Raw genomic sequence first — 18044 nt, 5'->3', positions numbered from 1 at the left:
GGGACTATTGACTATTATCGCCGAGCCAACATCGCCTTAAACGTGCTGCTCTATCCTCTTCTACTCCGCAGTACTCCTCGTCACTCCCACTCGATTATCAATCGTTAACTTAAGAACTTGAATTCGCTTCTGCATACCGTCATATAGACCGCCAAAAGTACCGGCTTTTGAAATCATTGGTTTTTTCTGGCATATCGCGGAAATTATGGTTCCGCCATCTATCGGCAGGCGCGGCGGCGACATCACTCCTTGGCCCGCACCGCCGCCTCTACGCCAGACTACGCCGCCCACGATTCCTCCCGGAATTATACCGTCACGGCTCGGTCCGCCATCCCCGGCGCGTGAACGTCCTTCACCTTCAAACAACCGCTTGGCCAGGCGCGCGAAGTGAAGGTCGCGTTGTGAGGCCTGCTGTGCCCTCCCCTATCGCTCACCCTTTGCGTGTCAGAAAAAAGAATGTGACTCGACAAGGATATCATCTCCACGTCGGAGCAGGATTGAATTGAAGCCCTGCCTACGGTGTAGTCCTTCGTCGTCCGCGAGTTCGCCCCGCGACATTCATCCATTGCTGATCGCCAGCAAATGTTCGGCGTTGCGTGGGCCTCTCTGGCGCAATCGCGCCACATCTCTCGACGGCGGCAACCCGAACTGACGAGCATATTCGCGGCTGAACTGGTTTGGGCTTTCGTAACCCACACCGAACGCGACGGACGTGGCGTTGCCTTCTCCGGCAATGAGCAGGGATCGGGCGTGTAGCAAGCGCACGTGCTTTTGGTACTGCAGCGGGCTGAGCGCCGTCACGGCCTTGAAATGGCGGTGGAACGCGGAAACACTGAGAGCCGCCATCTCCGCTAAAGCCTCGACGCGCAACGGCTTGGCGAAGTTCTCCCTGATCCACTGGATGGCGATCCCGATCCGCGAGAGAGCAGTGTCAGGCGTGGCGACATCACGCAGCATCCAGCCGAGCGGCCCCTGCATCACGCGGAAGAGGATCTCGCGCTCGTAGGCAGGCGCCAGGGCTGCGATCTCGTTCGGACGCTCCATCAAGCGCAGCATGCGAAGCCAGCAGTCGAGCAGGTCCGGTGTGACCGGCGCGACGGAGAAGCCGGGTCTGTAGAGCTCACCTCCAGCAGGTTTGGGCAGGTCGGCCAGCAGGTTGGCGACGATCGCCGGCTCCAGAGTCAGGCTGATCGCCAGATAGGGTTCTCCGTTTTCAGATGGGTGCACGGAGCCAACCGCCGGCAGATCGACCGACATCACGAAATAGGTCGCGGGATCGTAGCGAAACGTCCGATCGCCGACCGTCATCGTCTTCGACCCTCTCAGGATCAGATTGACCATGGGATCGTAGACGGCGGCAAGCTGATGTTCCGGTATGTCGCCCTGAACCATGGCGACACGCGGAATGCCCGTCTCCGTGCGGCGGTTTTCCGCGCGAGAAGCCAGCTGCCTGAGTTCCTGAAGCTGCGTGCCCATGGGCATCGTTGTTTCACAGCGGTGCACGCCGATCAACAGGGAAGCAGAAATAGGCAAGATCCGAGTAGGATCGTGCGAGCGGCCGCGATCCCCCGCGCCTATCACCTGGTCAGCAAATCCAAGGAGCACCAAATGAGCATCGTCATCATCACAGGCGGCAGCCGCGGCCTCGGCGCCAGCGTCGCGATCCAGTGCGCCAGGCGCAGCATGGGTGTCATCCTGACTTACAACAGCAATCCGGATGCGGCAGCGAAGGTCGGCAAGGCGATCGTAGCGGATGGCGGCAAGGCAGTCGCCATAAAGCTGGACGTCAGCGACAGTTCGGCGTTCCTTGCGTTTCGCGACGCAGTCGGCGAAGCGCTGGCAAGGACCTGGAACAGAAAGACCTTCGATTTCCTCGTCAACAATGCGGGGTACGGGCTCTATAACCCCATCGCCTCGGTGACCGAAGAGCAGTTCGATGGACTGTTCCGCGTGCATCTCAAGGGGCCATTCTTTCTCACGCAGGCCCTGCTTCCCCTGATCGCCGATGGCGGTCAGATCGTGAACGTCACCAGCGCAACCAGCCGCGTCGCGACCGCCGGCGTTGCGCCCTACGCCTCCTTCAAGGGCGGCCTCGAGGTGCTGACGCGCTACATGGCCAAGGAATTCGGCGAGCGCCGCATCCGTGCCAACTCGATCGCGCCGGGGCCCATCCGCACCGAGCTTGGCGGTGGGCTAAGCGAAGAATTCGAGGCGCTACTCGCCGGGCAGACTGCGCTCGGTCGCGTCGGCGAACCGGACGATGTCGGCTGCATGGTCGCCAGCCTGCTGTCAGACGAGAACCGCTGGATCAACGCCCAGAACATCGAAATTGGCGGCGGCTACATGATTTGAGGAAGCTCACATGCTCGATCATGTGCTCCTGACAGTAAATGATACGGCGCGGTCGATCGCCTTTTGCGAAAGGCCACTTCCTATGCTCGGGGTCACCGACCGCCTCGACTACGACGGTAAGGACGGACCGGCGGGGCATCCCGACCTCAAGGGCTTCGGCGCCAAGGGCCGGATGTTCTTCTGGCTGAGGGAGGGCTCGGCAGCACCCGGCGCGGTGCATGTCGGTTTCGCCGCCGATTCTGAAGCGATGGTGAATGCCTCCCATGCCGAAGCTTTGGCGGCCGGTGCGACCAAGATCAACGCACAGGGACCGCAGCTGCACTACGATCCCCGCTACTATGCGGCGCAGGTCAGAGACCTGGACGGTTGCAGCCTCGAATTCGTCTTCAAGAGCTGGCAGCACGGGAGCTAAAGCGATGACCGCCAACACCTTGCGCAAAGCGGCAGATGCGCTGATCGCGGCAACCAACGCGTTCGACGCCGACGCGGCGGTGACCTTGTTCACGCCAGATGCGGTGATCGACGACCCGTCGACCGGCCACCGATTCGACGGTCATGCCGGCGTCCGCGATTACATCGAGCGGTATTTCGTAGGCTATCACACGGTCACCCGCTTCCTCTCGATCGACGGCATCGGCGCCGGCCAAGCGCGCGTGCGGGTCAATTTCACCGGAGACTTTGGTCACGAGACCGGCCTTCTTGACATCTCGGTTAATGCCGCCGGGCTGATCGTTCGCATTGACGCCGATCTCGAATAACTAGACTAGCTTTACGAACCTGCCGTTCTCGTCTCTCTACAGTTCCAGCAGTCTGTCCAGCGCACGCAGCAGCTTTTGGGCGAAGCGCAACGCGTCGCGTACAACGTCCAGAACATCGACCAGGCGTAGCACATCACCCTACGGCAATGCCTCGATGTCCACCCGGACCAGCAGCTCGTCGCCGACGCACGCGAACCCTGGCAGAACAACGTCGGCGGGCATCGAGGGGAACGTCTCGGCATTTCAATTGGGCTGCGAAAGCGCGACGCAATTCAATCGTGAGTTCCGGCGTCTGTTTGGCGCTCCCCCTCTGCGCGACGTGAAGCGCCTGCGCCGGTTCGAACAGGCCGCGCAAGAACGTCGCTTCGACGCGACGACATCGACGTGCACTGAATGGAATCGACGAGAGATCAATTTGCGAGCCGCTCTATGACTAGGTCGAGCAAGGCTCGTAACCGTGCGAGCCGCCGTAAGTCCCGGTGGTAGCCCACATGGGTATCCCGGCCGGGTGGCGTTTCGCCGATGTCTATCGCTGCGAGCCCAGGCGTGCGGTCGCCCAGTGGCCTCGGCAAAACCGCAAGCCCGGCGCCCTGCGCACAAAGCTGCGCCTGGACCTCGCGATTGTTGCTGCGCAGGCAGACTTCAGCGTTAGGCAGCTTCTGTTTAAGCCACACTGCGTCGGGCATTTCTGCGTATGCCATATCCATGGTGATCAAACGCGCGCCCGCACCGTCTCCCAGCAACGGGGAGGCCATGCCTGCTGGTGCGTAGAGCGCATAGGGAATGTGCATCAGTCGACGCGAGATCACTTCCACATCGCTGAATGGGGTAATCCGAAACACCAGATCGGCCTCTCGCCGGGGAAGGCTGTAGAGGCGCGCGTCGGTGAGCAACTCCACGCATAGCTTCGGATGCCGGCGGCCAAACTCGGCTAGAACGGGAGCCAGCATGATGTGACCAAACCAATCCGACGACGAAACGCGCAAGTTGCCCTCGAGATGCGCCTCGGCGCCGGCAAGCCGCCGCTCGAAGGCGAGCGCCTCTTCCTCGATCTTTTCGGCATGGCCGAGCACCGCTTGACCTTCGTCGGTCAGAACAAAACCGTCGGAGTTGCGTTGGAAAAGCGTATGGCCGACAGCCTCTTCCAGCGCGCGCAATCGCCGACCCATTGTCGGCTGCGTCTGCCCAAGTCGGCGCGCTGCTGCGCCCAAAGTGCCCTCGCGGGAAATAGCCAGAAATATCTTTAGATCGCTCCATTCCATCCTTGATACTCAAACGTGCTCGCATGGATTCTCACGAAGATCGCCATCTTCATGCGATTTCATATGCAGCAGATCGAGGCGGGGCGCCATGGGAGGCGCGATATATTCGAGCCGGGAATGCAAGCGCCGGCTCGAATCGTGGGATTCTTGAGCATCCACGCCGCCCGTCACGCAGATATGGGTGGGGCCAACCGAGCAAATTCCTCCCGCGTCGCGGGATTTCCGTCAATCGACTCGTAAACCGTCTTGCTTCGTTCGAGCATGCCCATCAGAGACTTCGGACCTTCGAACGGGCGTCCGCCAATGTGCCAGCCATCGGTGTGGAGTTCCTCGATCAAGACCCACACTACTTCGCGAAACGCCTCGGAACCTTCGAAGCGAACCATGACGTCTGTGAGGGCCTTGGCCATTTCATGCTTCTCCTCGGCGGAGAAGACGTTGTCGACCAACGTAACGCGAATATATGGCATGATGTTTTCCTTTTAGGTTCTTGGGATCCGTGAACGGAGACGTCGTCTGGGAGGCTGTCACGGTCCCGGAACAGCCCGCTTCGACGTTCCGCATCAGACGTCTATGTCGACGACCAGCTTGCCCTGGGCATTGCCATCTTCGATGGCAGCGTAGGCGTCGCTCGCTGTTTCGAGTGTGAAGAGACGCGGGTCGACGATCGGGACAAGCTTGCCAGCCTCGGCCAGCCGCGCGGCCTCCCGCATGATCTCGCCGTGGTGTTCACGGCCAATGCCTGTCAGCAGCGGAAGAAGCGTGAACACGCCCGAATAGTCGCCGCCTTGAACGACAGTGGCGCCAGTGCGTGACTACCCCAACCGAGGGAACTGACGACATGGCCAAACCGCTTGACGGAGGCGAATGACGCGTCCAGCACCGTCCCGCCGCCGGTGTCGTAGACGACATCAAAGCCGCGACCGTCCGTGTATTCGGCGACATATTGCTCCACCGTCTTCTCGCGATAATCGATCGCGACCGCTCCCAGGCGCTCGATCAACGGCTTCTTCGCGGCTGCGTCAGTGGCGTACACCTCGGCGCCGAACGCCTTCGCGATCTGGATCGCAACATGACCGACGCCGCCCGCACCGCCCTGGACCAGGACCTTCTGACCTGCCGAAACCTTGGCACGATCGACAAGGCCCTCCCATGCGGTGATGAAGACCAGCGGCAGCGCTGCCGCCTCGCGCATGGACAGGTTCGTGGGCTTCGGTGCAAGCAGCCGCGCATCGACTGCTGCGAACTGGGCCAGCGAACCTTGGTTCCCGCCCACGCCTCCGGTCATGCCAAAGACCTCGTCCCCGCGTTTGAACGCGGTGACACTCGGACCAACCTGCTCGACGACGCCGGCAAGGTCGATGCCGAGAATCGCCGGAAGCGGATGTTTCGCATGTGCCGCAGCGCCTGCGCGGATCTTAGTGTCGAGAGGATTGACGCCGCTCGCTCTGACCCTGACGAGAACCTCGCCGTCGCCAGGAACGGGCCGCGAGACTTCCGAGAGCCTGAAGGGCTGTTTGAACTGACCCAAGATCAGCGCATGCATGGTGTGAGTGGATTGGGACATTGACGTACTCCGTTGTTTGTTGACGGACTTACGTTGCCCCATTTAAAGCCGCTTGGAGATTAACGATACTGCACGACATCCAAACATAAATGTTTGGCCCGAGCGTTGGAGCAACCGGCCTTGCGCACCAGCGTCAGCGCCACGACCTGGTCGACCAGCCTGGCCTCAAGCGGCGCGATGCCCGGAGGCCGGGTCTTGACGCGCAGCAGTCCTTCGACACCCTCGGCCATGAAGCGTTCCTTCCATCGCCACACGCAGGTTTTCGACTTGCCGGTCGCCGCCATAATCGCGAGCGTTCCAAGCCCCTGATCGGGTCAGCAGAATGATCCGCGCCAGACATGCTTCTGCGGCGAACTCCGCCCCGCCACGATCGCTTCAAGCCGAGCCCTGTCCGAGGCCGTTACAGAAATGCTGATGCCAGTACGCATCCCCTAACGTCGCACGCTGCGGCGACAACAGAAATCCCAACAGGACTCTTTCGTCCCAATCAATCCACTAGAAGTGGCCGCAGATCGGAGTTGCCGGGCAAAGATGGAGAAAGCCAGCTTAGCGGAGTGAAAAACTCGACTAGAACGGTAATTGCGCGGCGATGAAACTAGCCGCCCAAACTACGATATTGCCGCCGTTTGTACCCCTCACTCCCACTCGATGGTGCCTGGCGGTTTGCTCGTCACGTCGTAGACGACGCGGTTGATGCCGCGTACCTCGTTGATGATGCGGGTGGCGGCTGCTCCCAGGAATGCCATGTCGTAATGGTAGAAGTCTGCCGTCATGCCGTCGACCGAGGTGACGGCGCGCAGCGCGCAGACGAACTCGTAGGTGCGGCCGTCGCCCATCACGCCGACGGTCTGCACGGGCAGCAGCACGGCGAAGGCCTGCCAGATGGCGTCGTAGAGTCCGGCCTTGCGGATCTCGTCGAGATAGATGGCGTCGGCCTCGCGCAGGATCTCCAGCTTTTCGCGGGTGATGCCGCCCGGACAGCGGATGGCGAGACCGGGACCGGGGAACGGATGCCGGCCAATGAAGCTGTCGGGCAGGCCGAGCTCCTTGCCGAGCGCCCTCACCTCGTCCTTGAACAATTCGCGCAGCGGCTCGACCAGCTGCATGTTCATGCGTTCGGGCAAGCCGCCGACATTGTGATGCGACTTGATCGTCACCGACGGGCCGCCGCTGAAAGAGACGCTTTCGATGACGTCGGGATAGAGGGTGCCTTGTGCCAGGAAATCGGCGCCGCCGAGCTTCTCGGCCTCCTCCTCGAACACTTCGATGAACAGCCGCCCGATGGTCTTGCGCTTCTTCTCGGGATCCGACTCGCCCTCGAGCGCGCCGATGAAACGGTCCGAAGCGTCGACCAGGATCAGCGGCAGATTGTAATGCTGGCGAAACATCTCCACCACGCCTGATGCCTCGTCCTTGCGCATCAGACCGTGGTCGACAAGGATGCAGGTGAGCTGGTCGCCGACCGCCTCATGGATCAGCAAGGCCGCGACCGAGGAATCGACGCCGCCCGACAGCGCGCAGATCACCTTGCCCTTGCCGACCTGTTTGCGGATCGTCTCGACCGCGTGCTCGCGGTAGGCGCGCATCGTCCAGTCGCCTTCGATGCCGGCGATGTTGTGGACGAAGTTGCGGAGCAGCCTGGCGCCGTCCGGCGTATGCACCACTTCGGGGTGGAACATGAGGCCGTACATTTTGCGCTCGACATTGCCGAAGATGGCGAAGGGCGAGCCCTCCGATTTTCCGAGCACCTCGAACCCCTTGGGCAGGGAGATGACGCGATCGCCATGGCTCATCCACACCTGGTGGCGCTGGCCGGGCGCCCACAGGCCCTCGAACAACGGGCTGTCCTTGGCGATCTCGACGAAGGCGCGGCCGAATTCGCGGTGGTCGGAGCTTTCGGCGACGCCGCCCATCTGCACGCACATCGCCATCTGGCCATAGCAGATGCCGAGCACCGGCACGCCGGCATCGAAGACGATCTGCGGCGCGCGCGGGCTGCCGATGTCGCCGGTCGAGGCCGGACCGCCGGACAGGATCACCGCCTTCGGATCGATGCGCTTGAACGCCGCCTCGGCCGACTGGAAGGGCACGATCTCGGAAAAGACGCCGGCCTCGCGGATGCGGCGGGCAATCAGCTGGGTGAACTGGCTGCCGAAATCGACAATCAGGACGGTGTCGGGATGATTGGCTGTTTTCATGGCGAGCGTTTAGAGAAAGAAACGAGTCGGCGCAATGGGTTGTGAGGTCGCGCTTTCACTTCGATTCCGGTGTGTTGTCCTGAACGCCAGAGGCTTTGTCCAATGCATCAGTTTGCGTTGTATCGAGTGACCGCAAGGCGCCCATCAGCGCCGCGAAACGCTCGTGACCAAGGCGGGCAACATAGCTCCGTTCGATCTGCAGCTTGATGCGGTCGCCATCGCGCAGGGCGTCCAGGCCCTTGCGGGTGTAGCGCACAAGCTTGCCGCGACCGTCTTGCGGATCGGGCAGACGGTGCAACACACCTTCCGTCTCCAGGCCATCGAGCAATTGCTGAATCGCCTGCTTTGAGATCGCCGAGCGCTCGATCAGCGCCGACTGGCGCATGCCGCCGCGCGGGATATGTCCAAGCAGGCCGGCACGCGCTTCGGTGAACCAGTGATGGCCGGCAGCGCGCATCGCAGCGGCGAACTCGGTCTGCCAGGCGCGGCTCGCCTGCCACAGCCGCCAACCTATGTGATCCGGCAGCGCTTCAGGTTTTTCGTCAAGGTCCTTGACCAAATTCTTCTCGCCCGATACATAGTCAAGCATCTTGACTACTAGTTCACTCTAAGTGGCGATGCCGGTCAAGGCAATCGGCGACTTCAATTCAGGAGGAAATCATGGCAGCACTTCAGAAGGAAGCCCTTGCAATGCTCATTCCGGGCATGACCCATGTGTTGGAACGAAACGGCAAGGAGGCTTACGTCTATTTTGAATGCGAGGGTGCCGCGCACATGCTGCTCGACGATGGCGAGGCGCGAAGCGGGCGCTGGCGGATGCTCGATGACGGTTATGTCGCCGACTGGGACACCGGCGCGACCGGACGCTGGACCCTCGATCACGAGCCCGGGTCAGTCACTTACATCAATCGCGACAACGCCGTTCGCTTCAGGATGATCGGCGTGCTGTTCGGCAACGCTAAGAACCTGCCGCCCCAACAAGCTTGAAGTCGATCGCGCCTGAGGCGATCGCCTGTTCCAGCAGTTGCACCGCCGCGGCCAGCTTCTCGTCGATGACGTGCAGATATTCGGTCCAGTCGCCAACGTGTCTCAGATCGGCCGCGCCGTCGGAAATGCCGCGCAGGCCGATAAGCGGAACGTCGAACAGCTGGCAGGCGCGCAGGCAGGCGAAGGTCTCCATATCGACCATGTCGGCGGCGATCGCGTCGTAGGCGGCGCCGGTGACGATTGCCGCCCCGGTCGACAGCGTCGCCTGTCTGACGCCTGGTATCCTGAACGGCAGCGGCACGCTGACAGGCAGGTCGAGGAACGGCGTGGCGCCCTTCTCGAACCCCAGGGGCGAGGCGTCCATGTCGCGGTAGCCAACCGAAACGGCCTGGTAGATTTCCGTCTGCTCCAGCGTCCGGCTGCCCGCCGACCCGAGCGACACGACGAGATCGGGCAGCGCCATCCCGGCATGCAGCCGGGATAGTTCGGCGCTGAGTCCGACGCCGGCCTCGACCGGTCCGACGCCGGTCATCAGCGGTGTGAACAGCCGCTGCAGGTGTGGACCGTATTCGGCCTCGGCCGCTATGACGAAGAGAACGGACTTGCCGGAGATCGGGGTGAGCTCACCAGGTGTCTTGCCGGCCATGATCGTCCATCCTCCCTACCCGCTCCTCAGCCCTCGATTCCGTCGCGGCCGAGCACTGTCATCATCGTTCCGGTCATCGTGGCGATCAGCTTGGCCTCGCCGTCGACGGCGAACGCATAGGCTTGTCCATCGGCGACGATGATGGTGCGGCCGGGCTTGGTCACCGAGCCGCGGAACAGGAAGCGCTCGCCCCTGCCGGGCGCCAGCAGATTGACCTTGAACTCGATGGTCAGCACGCCGGAATTTTCCGGCATCAGCGAGAATGCCGCATAGCCGCAGGCCGAGTCGAGAGCCGTCGAAATGACGCCGGCATGGAGAAAGCCGTGCTGCTGCGTCAGCGCCGCAGAATAGGGCATTTCGATCTCGATGATGCCGGGCGTCACCAGCGTCAGCTCGGCGCCGATCGTCATCATCGCGTTCTGGCGCGCGAAGGACGTCCTGACGCGGTCCTCATAATCGGGAGCAGGAACGATCTTTGCTGCCATGGCCGTCGCCCTTCGTTTCTCGGCAAATCTTATTGCAAAGGCATTTATCGCAGAGGGGTGGGCGGCAGGCAATCGCAAATGCTGCACTGCAGCATTCGGCTTAGCCCTGTATCGATGGCAACGATTCAGCCGGCCCGCCGCAGCGCGCAGAAGTAAAAGCCGTCGGTGCCGCTCAGCAATGGCGACAGCGAAATGCCGCCCGCAGCGCCAATGCGCATTGCCGCTTCGTGGCCCGCAAAACGGCTGTCCCAAAGCTGGCGGTGATCGAGCGGGACAAAACCGGGATGGCGGCCCCGGAAGGCCGAAACCTGGTCGCCATTCTCCTCGTCGAACACCGAACAGGTGATGTAAACCAGCAGGCCGCCGGGTTTGACGAAGTCCCTGGCGGCATCGAGGATCGTCTCCTGCTCGCCCTTGCGGGCGTCGAGCTGTCTTTGCGTCAACCGCCATTTAGCATCCGGCCGGCGCCGCCAGGTGCCGCTGCCGGTGCAGGGCGCATCGATCACGACGATATCCATGTGCTTGCCGAGCGGCGCCAGTTCGGCCGGCTTGGTGACGATCTGCACATTGCGGTTTTCCGAACGGCGGATGCGGTCGAAGATCGGCGCCAGCCGTGCCTTCTCGGCATCGTGGGCGAATATCTGGCCGCGATTGTCCATCGCCGCGGACAGCGCCAGCGTCTTGCCGCCGGCGCCGGCGCAAAAATCGAGCACCTGCATTCCAGGTTCGGCGCCGGCCAGTTCGGCCGCAATCTGCGAACCCTCGTCCTGAACCTCGAACCAGCCTTTCTGGAAGGCCGGTTCGGCCTGCACGTTCGGGTGCCTGCCATCGCCCTCGATCGGCGGGATGCGGATGCCGTGCGGCGCGACCCGGGCAGGCTTGGCGCCCGTCTCCGCCAGTTCCGCCAGCACCTTGCCGCGATCGGCCTTCAGCGTGTTGACCCTGAGATCGAGCGGCGGGCGCGTCGCCAGCGCGGCACCCTCTTCCACCCAGGCCGTGCCGAACGCCCGTTCGAACAGCGGCATGCACCAGTCGGCGATGTCTGCCCTTACGGCCGGCGGCGCATCGGCAAGCCGGCGACCGCCGAGCGTTTTCAATTCGTCGGCGGTAAGCAGCGGCGGCGCGAACTTGTCGCCCTCGAGCGCCTCGTTCAGCGACTGCGCCGTCTGGCCCCATTCGAGCAGCAGCGCGCCGAAGCCGATGGCGCGCGGTGTGTCTTCGCCCAACAGCCAGCCGGCCGAGCGCTTGCGGCGCAGCGCGTCGTAGACGATGTTGCCGATTGCGGCGCGGTCGCCGCCGCCGGCGAAGCGGTGCGACAGGCCCCAGTCCTTCAGCGCATCGGCCACCGGCCGGTGGCGACGGCCAATGTCGTCAAGCACTTCAATGGCTGCCGCCAGCCGCCCGCCCAGTCTCATTTGTCGTCTTCCATTACTCAGTAAATTAATTCCGGCCCTGCTCTTAGAGCTTTTCGTGCCCTGATTGAAACAGTTCTGTTTCGCCGACGGCGAGACGATCCATGCCGAGGGGTGACGAATGTGGATTGGTGCATCGCGAGCCGCGGCCACCAGGCGGGCGCCGGCATGCGGAACGAACAATTCGATCAATATATTATAAGTCTCTAATGTGCGTATCCGGCGCTCACAAGCATAGCGGCTTGCGAAACTGCTCTGCTTTGCAAGTTTTCCGGTTGCGAATACTCTTTGCGCGGTGATTCGCGTCGCAGAAAAAGCGGAGCCGCGGGTCGATACGAGGAGAGGGCAATGAAAACTTATCTGGCGGAAGTTCTAGGCACGTTTCTATTGGTGTTCATCGGCACGGCTTCGGTGGTGACGGGCGGCTTCGGCGGCGCGCTGCCGCTCGGCCAGGAAGGTATCGGTCTGGCGTTCGGCATCGGCCTGATAGCGGCCGCTTACGCGATCGGCCCGATTTCCGGCGCGCACCTCAATCCGGCGGTGACGCTCGGTGTGTTCCTCGCCGGGCGGATGCCGGCTAGGGACGTCATTCCCTACTGGATCGCGCAGGTCATCGGCGCCATCATCGCGTCGCTGGCGCTGTGGATCATCGTCTCCGGACAGGTCGGCGGCCACACCGGCGGCTTCGGCGCCAATGGCTGGGACGTGACGAAATGGGGCGTCAGCTCGGCCTTCCTGTGGGAGCTGATCGGCACCTTCACCTTCGTCACGGTGATCCTCGGCGTCACCAACGCCAAGCACACGACGGCCTTCGCCGGCCTGGTTATCGGCCTGACGCTCGCCGGACTGCACTTCGCCATCATTCCGGTGACCGGCACATCGCTCAACCCGGCCCGTTCGATCGGACCGGCGCTGTTTTCGGGAACTGCGGCGATCGGCCAGCTCTGGCTGTTCATCGTCGCGCCGCTGATCGGCGGCGCCATCGCCGGCGTGGTCGCCAAGGCCGGTATCTTCGAGAAAGACTGATTTTTCGAAGGCTTCATGGAAAAGGCGCGGGTCGAGGCCCGCGCCTTTTTTTGTTGCGTCGAGAATTCGTATGCCCGGATCAGGCCGCGAGGTCGAAACGGTCGGCGTTCATCACCTTGGTCCAGGCGGCGACGAAGTCCCTGACGAACTTCCGCTCGGCGTCGGCCGATCCGTAGACCTCGGCCAGCGCCCGCAGTTGCGCGTGCGAGCCGAAGATCAGGTCGGCGCGGGTGCCGGTCCACCTGACTGCCCTGGTCTTGCGGTCGCGCGCTTCGTAGACTTCATCGGAACCGGCGGCCGGATCCCAAACCGTGTTCATGGAGAGCAGGTTGACGAAGAAATCGTTGGTCAACGTGCCCGGCCTGTCGGTGAACACCCCGTGCTTCGACTGACCGGTGTTGGCGCCGAGCACCCGCAACCCGCCGACGAGCACCGTCATCTCCGGCGCCGTCAAGGTCAGCAGCTGCGCCCGGTCGACCAGCATCGCTTCGACCGACATCGGCGGCTTGCCCCTGACATAATTGCGGAAGCCATCGACTTTCGGCTCGAGCGCGGCGAATGACTGGACATCGGTCTGTTCCTGCGAGGCGTCCATGCGGCCTGGCGTGAACGGCACCCCCACGTCATGGCCGCCGTCTTTCGCCGCCTTCTCGATCGCCGCGACGCCGCCAAGAACGATCAGGTCGGCAAGCGAGACCTTCTTGCCGCCGGACTGCGAGTTATTGAAACCCTTCTGGATGCTTTCGAGTGTCTCGAGCACCTTGGCCAGCTGCGCCGGCTGGTTGACCTCCCAATCCTTCTGCGGCGCCAGGCGGATGCGGGCGCCGTTAGCGCCGCCGCGCTTGTCGGAGCCGCGGAAAGTCGAGGCCGAGGCCCAGGCGGTCGAGACCAGTTCTGAGACGGACAGGCCGGAGGCCAGGATCTTCGCCTTCAGCGAGGCGATGTCCTGCTCGCTGACCAGCTCGTGCTCGATTGCCGGTATCGGGTCCTGCCAGATCAGCTCTTCCTTCGGCACGAGCGGGCCGAGATAGCGGACGGCCGGACCCATGTCGCGATGCGTCAGCTTGAACCAGGCGCGGGCGAAGGCATCGGCGAACTGATCAGGATTCTGATGGAAGCGCCGCGAGATCTTCTCGTAGGCCGGGTCGACGCGCAGCGCGAGGTCGGTGGTCAGCATCGCCGGCGCGCGGCGCTTGGAGGGATCGTGCGCGTCCGGCACGGTGCCTGCACCGGCGCCGCCCTTCGGCGTCCACTGATGGGCGCCGGCCGGGCTCTTGGTCAGCTCCCATTCGTAGTTGAACAGATTGTCGAAGAAGTTGTTGCTCCATTTGGTCGGCGTCGTGGTCCAGGTCACCTCGAGGCCCGAGGTGATGGCGTCGCCGGCAATGCCGGTGGCGTGCTTGCTCGACCAGCCGAGGCCCTGCGCCTCGATGCCGGCGCCTTCCGGCTCCGGGCCGACGAGCGATGCATCGCCGGCGCCATGGGTCTTGCCGAAGGTATGGCCGCCGGCGATGAGCGCCACGGTTTCCTCATCGTTCATGGCCATGCGGGCGAAGGTTTCGCGGATATCGCGCGCCGCGGCCAATGGATCGGGCGTGCCGTTCGGGCCTTCCGGGTTGACGTAGATCAGCCCCATCTGCACGGCGCCGAGATGGCCCTGAAGTTCGCGGTCGCCGGAATAGCGCTCGTCGGCGAGCCACTTGGTTTCCGATCCCCAGTCGACGTCCTGCTCCGGCTCCCAGACATCGGCGCGGCCGCCGGCGAAGCCGAAGGTCTTGAAGCCCATCGATTCCAGCGCGACGTTGCCGGTGAGGATCAACAGGTCGGCCCAGGAGATTTTCCTGCCGTATTTCTGCTTGACCGGCCACAGCAGCCGGCGCGCCTTGTCGAGATTGGCATTGTCCGGCCAGCTGTTGAGCGGCGCGAAACGCTGCTGGCCGGCGCCGGCGCCGCCACGGCCGTCGCCGATGCGATAGGTACCGGCGCTGTGCCAGGCCATGCGGATGAAGAGCGGGCCGTAATGGCCGAAATCGGCCGGCCACCAATCCTGCGAATCGGTCATCACCTGGTGCAGATCCCTGATCACCGCATCGAGATCGAGGCTCTTGAATTCCTTGGCGTAGTCGAAGTCCTCGTCCATCGGGTCCGACAGGCTGGACTGCTGATGGAGGACGCCAAGGTCAAGCTGGTTCGGCCACCAGTCACGGTTGCTCCTCCTGGCCGATCCATGTGGGACCGGGCATTTGCCGGCGCTGTTGTCGTCGGTTTTCGCGTCCATCTTTGCCTCCGATTTGTTGATTTTTCGGGATTTTGTTGATTTTCCGGGCAGGGCCGGCGGCCGCGCCATCCTGGAATGGTTCCAGACTAGCCCGCCCAGCCGATAAAGACAAATTGCCTTTGCTGTTTATTCTGATAGGTTTTCCTTATGATCGGTTTGACCGTCCGGCAGATGCATTATTTCGAGGCGCTGGCGCAGACGCTGCATTTCGGCCGTGCCGCAAAACTCGCCGGCGTCAGCCAGCCGGCGCTGTCTTCGCAGATCGCCGAGATGGAGCTGCGGCTGAATTGCCGTCTGTTCGAGCGCGGCGGCAAGGTGGTGCGGATGACCGACGAGGCCGTGGCCCTGCTGCCGCGCATCGAGCGCATTCTTGCCGACGTCCGCGACGTCGAGGCGACGGCCCGGCGCGGCCGCCCGGCGCTGGAAGGCCGCTTCCGGCTCGGCATCATCCCGACGGTGGCGCCCTATCTCCTGCCGCATGTGCTGCCGGAGCTGAAACGGCATTTCCCGGCCTTGCAGCTGGAACTGCGCGAAGCCGTGACCGCCTCCCTGGTCGAGGACACCAGTTCGGGAAAGCTCGACGCCTTCGTTGCGGCGCTGCCTCTCGATTACCCAGGCCTGGTTACCGAGGAACTTTTCTCCGACCGGTTCTTCCTGGCCGTGCCGGCCGGCGATCCCGCCTTCGCCTCGCCGCCGGTGCCACCGGAGAGCCCGGCGCTGGAGCGGCTGATGCTGCTCGAGGAAGGCCATTGCCTGCGCGAACAGGCGCTCGCCGTCTGCGGCAGCGTGCGGCCGGTGGCGATGGCAAGCTATGGCGCGACCAGCCTGACGACGCTCTTACAGATGGTGGCGCACGGGCTCGGCGTCACGCTCATCCCGGAAATGGCGGCCGGACCGGCCAGCACTATCCCCGATTTGAAGATCGTGCCGTTCCAGGAACCGATGCCGCAACGCACGATCTGCCTCGCCTGGCGGCGCAACAAGGTCCGGCACGACGAGTGCGTCGAACTGGCGAAGATCATCCGCAGGCTGGATGCGGCGGTGCTGGCGGCTTGAGCGGCGGGTCAAGGATCCGGTTTTAGCCCCGAAGCCAACCTGCAAGAAAACGACTTCAATCCTTTTTCCAGGCTGCGAGCAACGGGCCGTTGCTTCCATAGACAGGGTCCTTGCGCGGACGGCCGACCCTGGGGATCGAGACGACTGCCTTGGCATGGTCGGCGGCGGTCGTACACAGGTCATAGGTGCCGGATGGAGGATAGGCGCCGACAACCAGAAAATCGTCGGATGCGGAAAGACGCTGGTGCCCGGTGCCGGCCGGAAGCACCGCGACGTCGCCGGCCTTCAGCGGCAGCGTCCGCCCCTTGCTGCCGCCAAAGCGGACCTTGGCCGTGCCGCGCGCAACGCCCAGCACCTCGTGTATCCGCGAATGGTAGTGGACGTAACCGTAGATGCCGTTGCGCCAGCTATCGCCCCAGCCATTTGCCTCGAAAAGCGCCTCGATGACAGCCGCCGGATCGAAGTCTTCGGGCAGCGTCACGGCACCGCGATAGACGACCAGCGGCCAGAACGGATGGTTGGGCACCAGGCCATCATCGCTGAAACGAAACTCGTTCGGTTTGCGCGGCCTGAGGAGGTCGGCGACCTCTCGCCTGCCCGGCCTGGCGATACCGGTGACCTGCTCGACGGCTTTCTTCGTGGTTTGCAGAATGCTCATGGTGCGGCCTTGGATTGGTGGTGGCTTCATGCCGATTAACCGGCTGCATGGCGGGTCGGTTCCGCTGAGGGCAGAGTTCCGCGATCTGTGCGGTCGGCATTTGACGTCCGGGCACAGCGAAGCCGCCCAAGTTTCAAGACTTGAACACCGCAAGCATGTGAAGATCCAATCGGTCCCGCAGCTGTGTCGTCCCATGGCACGGATGAGACGATTACACTGTTTTGCCACAGCGCTCGCGACAGCTCGCGAAACGGGCGACCCGCAGAGGCTTTTTTCGTGTTATGATGCACTTGCAACGCGCGTAATCTCGACCTCGGCAATATGGCAAGGGTCGAACGCATTTTTGCCCCGGCGTCGCCCAGCATGGACTCAACTCCGGATGGCTGGGTGTGCTTATCCGGGGCGAGGAGGTTGTCCATGTCCACGAGTAATGTCGAACGCCCGCTGCAGCCGGGCGACCGGGCGCCGAATATTATTCTCGATGCGATCTCCCGCGAAGGCAAGATCGCGCTCGACGATTTTCGAGGCCGTAGCCCGTTGTTGATCGGTTTGTTCCGAGGCCTGCACTGTCCGTTCTGCCGGCGCCATGTCGCGGCGATGGCGCAACTTAAGCCGGCCCTGCGTGAGAAAGGCATCGAATGCCTGGCGGTGGTCAATACGCCGGTAGAGCGGGCGCGGCTCTATTTCCGTTACCACCCGGCACCCGATCTTCTCGCCGCATCCGACCCGGAGCGGGCCTCGCACCGTGCTTTCGGCTTGCGCGAGGTCGGGATGGACACGGTCATGGCGATCCGTGTCGATCTCCCGGGCGAGTTGCCCGAGCCTATGGACGTCATGGCAATGTACGAGTTTCTTAACAAGAAGGAAGGATATGAGATTACGGGAGCCGATCAGCAGGCGATGGCTTCCGGCCAGGGGCAGCTTGTCGGTCAATTCCTAATCGACCGGGCGGGCATCGTACGCTGGAACTTCACTGAAGTTCTGGAGGATGGCCTCAATACCTTCAAGGCGCCGAATCCGGAGGAATTGATGTCAGCGGCCTCCCAAGTTGCACATTGATGGGCTGCGGAAATAGGCGGCTGACACTCGCTCGACGACCGCGCCCTTCCCGCTCACTACCGGGGAACGGCCGTCCTGGGTCAGAACCTGAGGATCGTGGATGACCGCTTCGCGCCCAATGCACGAACCCGCTTCGCGGGAGGGGCGCCTCGTTCTGAGATGGCGCGACTGCCATTTTGACTTGAGCGGGTAGAGGGGTCGATCTGACCATGGAGTTCCCTTCAACGAGAGGAACTCGCCATGGCTACCCTGTCGACCGATGCACCAATCTCTCCGCTTCGCCAGCGCATGCAGCACGAC

At 63.1% G+C, this 18044-nt stretch carries 17 protein-coding genes and 3 pseudogenes; 8 read left to right on the top strand and 12 right to left on the bottom strand.

Annotation, left to right across the window (positions count from 1 at the left end):
* Positions 1-558: 558 nt before the first annotated feature.
* Positions 559-1476: an AraC family transcriptional regulator gene (locus NKH49_RS00100; protein ID WP_352502121.1), complete on the bottom strand. Its 918-nt coding sequence runs from the start codon at positions 1474-1476 to the stop codon at positions 559-561.
* 132 nt (positions 1477-1608) lie between these two features.
* Between NKH49_RS00100 and NKH49_RS00095 the strand changes: the two genes are divergently transcribed.
* The 4 genes and pseudogenes from NKH49_RS00095 to NKH49_RS34885 form a co-directional block, all read left to right on the top strand.
* On the top strand, positions 1609-2352 hold the full coding sequence (locus NKH49_RS00095; RefSeq protein WP_352502120.1) for an SDR family NAD(P)-dependent oxidoreductase: 744 nt from the start codon (positions 1609-1611) through the stop codon (positions 2350-2352).
* A gap of 10 nt (positions 2353-2362) precedes the next feature.
* Positions 2363-2764: a VOC family protein gene (locus NKH49_RS00090; protein ID WP_352502119.1), complete on the top strand. Its 402-nt coding sequence runs from the start codon at positions 2363-2365 to the stop codon at positions 2762-2764.
* A gap of 4 nt (positions 2765-2768) precedes the next feature.
* Positions 2769-3110 carry a nuclear transport factor 2 family protein gene (locus NKH49_RS00085; RefSeq protein ID WP_352502118.1) on the top strand — a complete coding sequence of 114 codons (342 nt, stop codon included), beginning with the start codon at positions 2769-2771 and terminating at the stop codon, positions 3108-3110.
* Positions 3111-3117: 7 nt separating this feature from the next.
* A pseudogene (locus tag NKH49_RS34885) lies at positions 3118-3329 on the top strand (P-type conjugative transfer protein TrbJ); the annotation flags it as partial.
* A 191-nt stretch (positions 3330-3520) separates the two neighbouring features.
* Here the strand turns inward: NKH49_RS34885 and NKH49_RS00075 are convergent.
* The 6 genes and pseudogenes from NKH49_RS00075 to NKH49_RS00050 form a co-directional block, all read right to left on the bottom strand.
* Positions 3521-4372 (bottom strand): LysR family transcriptional regulator, encoded by an 852-nt coding sequence (locus tag NKH49_RS00075; protein ID WP_352541805.1) that lies wholly within the window; start codon positions 4370-4372, stop codon positions 3521-3523.
* A gap of 167 nt (positions 4373-4539) precedes the next feature.
* Positions 4540-4842, bottom strand: coding sequence for a tautomerase family protein (locus NKH49_RS00070; protein WP_352502116.1), 303 nt, complete (start codon positions 4840-4842; stop codon positions 4540-4542).
* Positions 4843-4935: 93 nt separating this feature from the next.
* Positions 4936-5918, bottom strand: a pseudogene (locus NKH49_RS00065) (zinc-dependent alcohol dehydrogenase family protein).
* A 149-nt stretch (positions 5919-6067) separates the two neighbouring features.
* Positions 6068-6367 (bottom strand): annotated as a pseudogene (locus NKH49_RS00060) (helix-turn-helix domain-containing protein); the annotation flags it as partial.
* Between the two features lie 207 nt (positions 6368-6574).
* Positions 6575-8137 (bottom strand): glutamine-hydrolyzing GMP synthase, encoded by a 1563-nt coding sequence (gene guaA / locus NKH49_RS00055; protein ID WP_352473470.1) that lies wholly within the window; start codon positions 8135-8137, stop codon positions 6575-6577.
* Between the two features lie 55 nt (positions 8138-8192).
* Complete coding sequence (locus NKH49_RS00050; protein ID WP_352617798.1) at positions 8193-8726, bottom strand: MarR family winged helix-turn-helix transcriptional regulator; 534 nt, start codon at positions 8724-8726, stop codon at positions 8193-8195.
* Between the two features lie 71 nt (positions 8727-8797).
* On the opposite strand from NKH49_RS00050, the gene NKH49_RS00045 reads away from it, so the two are divergent.
* Positions 8798-9124 (top strand): hypothetical protein, encoded by a 327-nt coding sequence (locus NKH49_RS00045; RefSeq protein ID WP_352617801.1) that lies wholly within the window; start codon positions 8798-8800, stop codon positions 9122-9124.
* On the opposite strand, the gene NKH49_RS00040 is transcribed toward NKH49_RS00045, so the two are convergent.
* The 3 genes from NKH49_RS00040 to NKH49_RS00030 form a co-directional block, all read right to left on the bottom strand.
* Positions 9096-9770, bottom strand: coding sequence for a 5'-methylthioadenosine/S-adenosylhomocysteine nucleosidase (locus NKH49_RS00040; RefSeq protein WP_352617804.1), 675 nt, complete (start codon positions 9768-9770; stop codon positions 9096-9098). The genes NKH49_RS00045 and NKH49_RS00040 overlap by 29 nt on opposite strands.
* A 26-nt stretch (positions 9771-9796) precedes the next feature.
* The gene (locus NKH49_RS00035; protein WP_023677140.1) at positions 9797-10255 is read right to left on the bottom strand and encodes a PaaI family thioesterase; all 459 of its coding nucleotides are present in this window, start codon (positions 10253-10255) and stop codon (positions 9797-9799) included.
* A gap of 125 nt (positions 10256-10380) precedes the next feature.
* Positions 10381-11670, bottom strand: coding sequence for an RsmB/NOP family class I SAM-dependent RNA methyltransferase (locus NKH49_RS00030; protein WP_352617806.1), 1290 nt, complete (start codon positions 11668-11670; stop codon positions 10381-10383).
* A gap of 345 nt (positions 11671-12015) precedes the next feature.
* Between NKH49_RS00030 and NKH49_RS00025 the strand changes: the two genes are divergently transcribed.
* Positions 12016-12693, top strand: coding sequence for an MIP/aquaporin family protein (locus tag NKH49_RS00025; protein WP_023677138.1), 678 nt, complete (start codon positions 12016-12018; stop codon positions 12691-12693).
* Positions 12694-12772: 79 nt separating this feature from the next.
* Here NKH49_RS00025 and katG read toward each other — a convergent pair whose 3' ends face one another.
* Positions 12773-14971, bottom strand: coding sequence for a catalase/peroxidase HPI (gene katG / locus NKH49_RS00020; protein WP_352617810.1), 2199 nt, complete (start codon positions 14969-14971; stop codon positions 12773-12775).
* Between the two features lie 147 nt (positions 14972-15118).
* On the opposite strand from katG, the gene NKH49_RS00015 reads away from it, so the two are divergent.
* A complete protein-coding gene (locus NKH49_RS00015; RefSeq protein ID WP_352617813.1) occupies positions 15119-16027 on the top strand; it encodes a hydrogen peroxide-inducible genes activator in 909 nt (302 codons plus the stop codon).
* Positions 16028-16082: 55 nt separating this feature from the next.
* Here NKH49_RS00015 and NKH49_RS00010 read toward each other — a convergent pair whose 3' ends face one another.
* Entirely contained in the window at positions 16083-16685 is a 603-nt protein-coding gene (locus NKH49_RS00010) for a cupin (RefSeq protein WP_352617815.1), read from the bottom strand.
* A gap of 417 nt (positions 16686-17102) precedes the next feature.
* Between NKH49_RS00010 and NKH49_RS00005 the strand changes: the two genes are divergently transcribed.
* Complete coding sequence (locus NKH49_RS00005) at positions 17103-17744, top strand: peroxiredoxin-like family protein (protein WP_352617818.1); 642 nt, start codon at positions 17103-17105, stop codon at positions 17742-17744.
* Positions 17745-18044 lie beyond the last annotated feature (300 nt).

The sequence above is a fragment of the Mesorhizobium sp. M1088 genome (genome assembly GCF_040318575.1).
Taxonomy (GTDB): domain Bacteria; phylum Pseudomonadota; class Alphaproteobacteria; order Rhizobiales; family Rhizobiaceae; genus Mesorhizobium.
Note: the sequence above shows the minus strand (reverse complement) of the source record. Positions and strands in the feature narration are given on the sequence as shown.